Here is a 5,649-nt window from a genome sequence, read left to right as displayed (position 1 = left end):
GCCGAGCGCGCGCCGCCAGTCTATCAACCCCTAGTCCAACTGCCCCGGCAACGCCTCGATCGCCCGGTTCAGACTTTACGCCCGGGCGACCACCGAGACCAGCTCGATCTCGGCACCGGCCAGGTCGATGGTCGCCGGCACACACCACAGGTTGGGGATGCCCTCCACCTCCTGGGCGACCTCGGCCAGCGGCACGCTGTCGATCAGGCAGTCGTAGACATCCGGCACGCCCGTGTGGTGCGGGACGTTCAACCCGGTGGAAGCGTTGCCCTGCGGGTCGAGGTCGACCACCAACACGCGGTTCCCGTGCAGGGCCAGGGCCACCGCCAGGTTCACCGTGGTCGTGGTCTTGCCCACGCCGCCCTTCTGATTGGCAACGCACATCACCCGGGTCCGCTCGGGACGGGGCATGGTCACCTCGCCACTCGGATTAAGGATCTGCACGGCGCGCATCGCCTCCATAGCCAACGGTGGATCATCCTCTTCGCGCGTCGGGGTTTCACGTGAAACGTACGCGGCGTCCGCCGCATCGACGGTCCCGGGAGCGGGAACGCCGACCATGGTCACGGCATCGGGCACCGCGCCGGGATGGGGTTGTACGGGCACCGGTGGCGTGTTGCCGTGCACCGGTGCCTCGAAGCGCGAGGATGCCCCCGCGTTCCGTCGTACCGAGGTGGTCGTCCGGTCGTCCGGAGCGTTGACCGGTCGACCGTCGGGGCCGGACTGCACGGGAGGCGGTGGCACGTACGACTCGGGAACCGGACGGGCGGCACCCACCGCGGGCGGCTCCCGACGTACCCCGGGATCGCGCTCCGGCGGCCGGATCGTGGGCTGCCCGCCGGTCGTCCAGCCCTGCTGATGGTCGGTTTCACGTGAAACAGGATCCACGCCTGAGCCCGGCCCCTCGGGCCGGTTCACCCGTGGGTCGTCGTACCTGCCGTCGTCATGCACCTGTCATCCCTACCCGCTCCGGATGGTCGGTCCGCACCCCGTCTCGCTTGCCGTACACGCGCTCGCACCGCAGGGCGTACGGCCCGGCGGGGGCGATCGGTATCCGGTGCACCCGAACATCCGCCCGCCCCACACTATCGACGCGCGGTCAGCCTACGGGGGACGGGCGCGGCGGGTCCATCTTCGTTATCCGGACGGCCGGGTGGCCCCCACCCGTCGGGCAGCCCACCACGCCGCGCGGCGCTCCGCACCGACAGGTCAGGGTCAGCGGACGCGCTTACGGCCTCCACGGGACCGCTTCGGCGCCATCTTCACGCCGGGGGCACGGACCACCCGTTCCCGGACGACCTCCACCACGGTGGTGGGCGGGTCGAGGAGATCGACGCCACAGAGTCGTACCGTCGGCTCGCCTCCGCCCAGCGCGGCGACCGCCCCGGCGTGCTCGACGATCTCGTCCGCTGCGGAGGCCCCCTTGAGGGCGAGCAGTCGGCCACCGCGAACGACCAGGGGAAGGCTCCAGGTGGCGAGCCGGTCCAGCGGTGCCACCGCGCGGGCGGTGACCACGTCGGCGGTGAACGGGCCGACACCGTTCGCTCCGGTGGCCGCCTCGTCGGCCCGCCCCCGGAACACCCGGACGGTCCTGGCCAGTCCGAGCCGCTCCACCGCCTCGACGAGGAACGAGGTGCGCCGGGCCAGCGGCTCGACCAGTACGACGTTCAGGTCCGGCCGGGCGATCGCCAGCACCACCCCGGGCAGGCCGGCACCGGACCCGACGTCGATCACGCTGGCGTTCTCGGGGATCAGCTCGGCGACGGCCGCGCAGTTGAGCAGGTGCCGGTCCCAGATCCGGGGTGCCTCGCGGGGGCCGATCAGGCCGCGTACCACCCCGTCGGTGGCGAGCAGTTCGGCGTACCGGACGGCCAGGTCGAGCCGGTCCCCGAAGAGGGTCCGCGCGGCGGTGGCCAGCTCGTCCGGGAGCGCGGCGTCCTGCGCCGAGGGTACGGGCCGCTCGGGCGACGGCCCGGGTGGTGTTGCACCCGGGCCGGCAGCGGTATCGGTCGTGACGTCGTCGGTGGGCACCAGTTCAGTCCGCCGGCCGGACGACGATGCGCCGGGTCGGCTCGACACCCTCGGATTCGCTCTCCACACCGCTCATCGCGTTGACCACATCGTGTACGCACTTGCGCTCGAAGGCCGACATCGGCTCCAGCCGGACCGGCTCGCCGTGCTCCTTGACCTTCTCCACCGCGTTCTTGGCGACGGCGGCGAGTTCCTTGCGCCGGGTGGCGCGGTAGCCGCCCACGTCGAGCAGGAGCCGGCTCGGGGAACCGGTCTGCCGGAACACGGCCAGCCGGGCCAGCTCCTGGAGCGCCTCCAGGGTGGCACCCCGCTGACCGACGAGGTTCTGCAACCGGCCACCGACCACCTCGACGACCGGACGGCCGCCGGAGACCAGCTCGTCGATGTCGCCGTCGTAGTCGAGGATGTCGAGCAGGCCCTCGATGTAGTCCGCGGCGATCTCGCTCTGGGCGAACAACTCACCCTCGCCGGCGGACTTCTTCTCCTTGCCGCCGTCGGCGGGCTCACCCTCACCGGTCGCGGCGGTCGGGACGGTCTCCTCGTCGAGCGAGGCGTCCGCGCTGGGGATGCTGGTGTCGGTCACGGTGTCATCTCCGTACTAGCTCGGCCGGACCGTCGGGTCCGTTGGTCTCCCGGGTCGGCCGGCTGAAGGGGGCCGGGCTCGACACGGGCACGTCTGGTGGGGGCAGTCCCGTCCGCCACGTCGGGCGCGGCGGATCCGGTCCGGCGCCTGCCGTCACGGCGGCTGCGCGTACCGGGGGCTGCCGCCGGTCCCGCCGACGGCAGCCCGTCGGCTCAACCCTGGCGCTTGGCCGGGCCCTTCTTCGGGTTGACCGGCTTGGCACCGGGCTTCGGCCCGGCGACCTTCGGCGCGGCCGGCTTGGCCGGCACCTGCGCGACGGGCTTGTTCCGGTTGAGGAAACCACCGGACTTGGCCGGCTGTACCGGGTTCCGGCCACCCGGGGTCGTCGCCTTGCCGCCGGCGACCCCCTTGTTGGTCACCAGCGGCGGGAACTTGCGGAGCACCCACTGCTGCTGGCCGAGGGTGAACAGGTTGTTGGTGACCCAGTAGATGATCACGCCGATCGGGAAGATCGAGCCGGAGACCAGCAGGGAGAGCGGGATGCCGTAGAGCATCAGCCGCTGGATCATCCGCTGCTGCGGGTCCTCGGCCCAGCCGGTCTTGAGGATCATCTGGCGGCTGGTCAGGTAGGTGGTGCCCATCATGACCAGGACCAGGATGCCGGCGATCACCTTCACGGTGGTGCCGTTCGCGCCCAGCCGGGCCAGCTCGTCGGCGGTGGAGCCGAACTTGCCGGCGATCGGGGCGGTAAAGATCTTGGCGCTGGAGGCGCTGTCGAACTGCTCGGCGGTCCAGCCGTAGAGGCTCTTGGCCTCCTTGGCCGGGTCGAGCCGGCGCAGCACGTGGAAGAGACCCAGGAAGACCGGGATCTGGAGGAACATCGGAAGGCAGCCCATCAGCGGGTTGGCCTTTTCCTTCCGATAGAGCTCCATCATCTCCTTCTGGAGCGTCTCCCGGTCACCCTTGTGCTTCTCCTGGAGCTCCTTGACCTTCGGCTGGAGCGCCTGCATCGCCCGCTGGGACTTGATCTGCTTGACGAAGACCGGGAAGAGGATCACCCGGACGGTGACCACCAGGAAGACGATGGCGAGAATCCACGACCAGTTGGTGCCGAGGACCGCGTCGACCGGCACCCCGATGGCGTCCCACGCCGAGTGCCAGGTCAGCAGGATCCACGAGATCGCGTAGTAGATCCAGTCGAGACTCAATTCTCAGACTCCAGTCACGTCGGCGCGTCGGCGGCGGCCCGGCTCCGGCACCGGGTCGTGTCCACCAGGGTGGAAAGGGTGGCAGCGCGACAGCCGCCGGACCGTCAGGCCGGCTCCCCGCAACGCACCGTGACGGGTCACCGCCTCCAGGGCGTAGGCACTGCACGACGGGTAGAACCGGCAGCGGGCCGGCAACGCCGGACTTATCCAACGACGGTACGCGATGATAGGGCCACTGAGCATCCGGGCACCCATGCTCCGGCGCGGCGGCACGATCGGGCTGCTGCTCACCGCGACCTCCGGCCCCGGGGCTGCCGGGCGGCGGCGATGGCCGCGTCCAGGTCGCCCGCCAGCCGGGGGTACGGCGTCCCGGCCGCGGTGGGCAGGGCGCGTACCACCAGGGTGCTGCCGGCCGGCAGCGCAGCCAACCGTTCGCGGACCAGGTGCCGCAGCCGGCGGCGGACCTTGTTGCGGACCACGGCGGGGCCGACGGCCTTGGACACGACGAAGCCGGCGCGGCTCGACTCGGAGATCAACTCCGGGTCGGTGGTCCGCGCCGGCTCCGGCGGGGTTGTCCCGAGGGGTGTAGCCGCGGGTGTGGAGGTCGCCGGCAGCGTCAGGTGGACGACGACGGCACCACGACCGACGCGTCGACCACCCCGGACCGCTGCGGCGAAGTCGGTGCTACGCCGCAGTCGCTGTGCGGCCGTCAGCACGACTGTCCACGTCCCCGGACCGGTCGGCCTCAGGCCGACAGGCGGGTGCGGCCCTTGGCGCGGCGGGTCGACAGGATGGCGCGGCCGGCCCGGGTGCGCATGCGCAGCCGGAAGCCGTGGGTCTTCGCGCGCCGGCGGTTGTTCGGCTGGTAGGTGCGCTTGCTCACGTCAGGCTCTCCGTTTTCGTACGTCCCCGGTGCGGGTTCGCCCGGGGTCGTTTGGTGGACCAGACCACCTCGGCGGTGGCCTCCGATCGGCACTGCCCGGCGGCACGGAACCTCGACGGGGCGAGGCGGCGACCACGGACAGCGAGCACCCATCACCCTAGCAGAGGGCGACAGAGCAGCCGCTCCAGCCTACGCAGGGGGGCAATGACCGTCAAACCACCCTGGGCTGCGGCTCCGGGGTGGTCGCAGCACCGCCGATCCGTCGTCGCGTCCCGATCCTGACGGGGGCGTCGGTTGATGGCGGCCGGCCGTCGCTGTTACCGTGCGCGTTTGCGGTCAGCTTCAGGTCCGGGTTGTCGTGCGGAGCGCAAGACCGGATCCGGCAGTGAATCGTTCGGCACGGTGAACCCGCTTCAACGCCCTCCCCGAAAAGGGGGGCAGGTCCGACCCGCGTCCGGCGGGCGGCCACAATCGGTCGGTACACACAGGCTGTGGATAACTTGTGGATGCCGGCCGGTCAGCCGTCCGGTGGGTGAGAGGTACCACCCGCTCGAACGCGGTGGCGGGCCCGGCACGATCCGCTGGACCACAGCGGCGGCCGGGAGCAGAGGCGAGGGGGTGGCACGACGGTGGCCGGAACGATCGACCTTGCCGCGGTGTGGACCGCGGCGACGGACGAACTCGCCGACGAGATCATCTCCGCCCAGCAGCGCGCCTACCTCCGACTGACCCGGCTGCGGGCGATCGTCGAGGACACCGCGCTGCTCTCGGTACCGGACGCGTTCACCCGGGACGTGATCGAGTCGCGGCTCCGCCCGGCCATCACAGAGGCGCTCAGCCGGCGGCTGGGCCGACCCATCCAGGTGGCGGTCACCGTCCGGGTCCCCGAGGAGACCGGCGCACGCCCGGCCGCTGCCGTCTACCAGGGCATGCCCGAGACCGAC

At 71.5% G+C, this 5,649-nt stretch carries 6 protein-coding genes and 2 pseudogenes; 1 reads left to right on the top strand and 7 read right to left on the bottom strand.

Going from position 1 to position 5,649, the window contains the following annotated elements:
* Window positions 1-78: 78 nt before the first annotated feature.
* From ACOJTC_RS01160 to rpmH, 7 genes and pseudogenes are all read right to left on the bottom strand, one after another.
* Window positions 79-951, bottom strand: a pseudogene (locus tag ACOJTC_RS01160) (AAA family ATPase); the annotation flags it as partial.
* A 264-nt stretch (window positions 952-1,215) separates the two neighbouring features.
* Window positions 1,216-1,917, bottom strand: a complete 702-nt coding sequence (gene rsmG, locus ACOJTC_RS01155) for a 16S rRNA (guanine(527)-N(7))-methyltransferase RsmG (RefSeq protein WP_420115390.1) — start codon at window positions 1,915-1,917, stop codon at window positions 1,216-1,218.
* 118 nt (window positions 1,918-2,035) lie between these two features.
* Window positions 2,036-2,614: a protein jag gene (locus ACOJTC_RS01150; protein WP_208565172.1), complete on the bottom strand. Its 579-nt coding sequence runs from the start codon at window positions 2,612-2,614 to the stop codon at window positions 2,036-2,038.
* Window positions 2,615-2,826: 212 nt separating this feature from the next.
* Window positions 2,827-3,822 carry a membrane protein insertase YidC gene (gene yidC / locus ACOJTC_RS01145; RefSeq protein ID WP_204925522.1) on the bottom strand — a complete coding sequence of 332 codons (996 nt, stop codon included), beginning with the start codon at window positions 3,820-3,822 and terminating at the stop codon, window positions 2,827-2,829.
* A 3-nt stretch (window positions 3,823-3,825) separates the two neighbouring features.
* Window positions 3,826-4,065 carry a membrane protein insertion efficiency factor YidD gene (gene yidD / locus ACOJTC_RS01140; RefSeq protein ID WP_204925644.1) on the bottom strand — a complete coding sequence of 80 codons (240 nt, stop codon included), beginning with the start codon at window positions 4,063-4,065 and terminating at the stop codon, window positions 3,826-3,828.
* A 44-nt stretch (window positions 4,066-4,109) separates the two neighbouring features.
* On the bottom strand, window positions 4,110-4,538 hold the full coding sequence (gene rnpA, locus ACOJTC_RS01135; protein WP_204925523.1) for a ribonuclease P protein component: 429 nt from the start codon (window positions 4,536-4,538) through the stop codon (window positions 4,110-4,112).
* Between the two features lie 29 nt (window positions 4,539-4,567).
* Window positions 4,568-4,705 (bottom strand): 50S ribosomal protein L34, encoded by a 138-nt coding sequence (rpmH, locus tag ACOJTC_RS01130; protein ID WP_067300964.1) that lies wholly within the window; start codon window positions 4,703-4,705, stop codon window positions 4,568-4,570.
* 629 nt (window positions 4,706-5,334) lie between these two features.
* On the opposite strand from rpmH, the pseudogene ACOJTC_RS01125 reads away from it, so the two are divergent.
* Window positions 5,335-5,649 (top strand): annotated as a pseudogene (locus ACOJTC_RS01125) (chromosomal replication initiation protein); the annotation flags it as partial.

The sequence above is a fragment of the Micromonospora sp. genome, from assembly GCF_048594385.1.
Taxonomy (GTDB): domain Bacteria; phylum Actinomycetota; class Actinomycetes; order Mycobacteriales; family Micromonosporaceae; genus Micromonospora; species Micromonospora wenchangensis.
The sequence above is the reverse complement of the archived record's forward strand: the minus strand, read 5'-3'. Positions and strand labels throughout refer to the sequence as shown.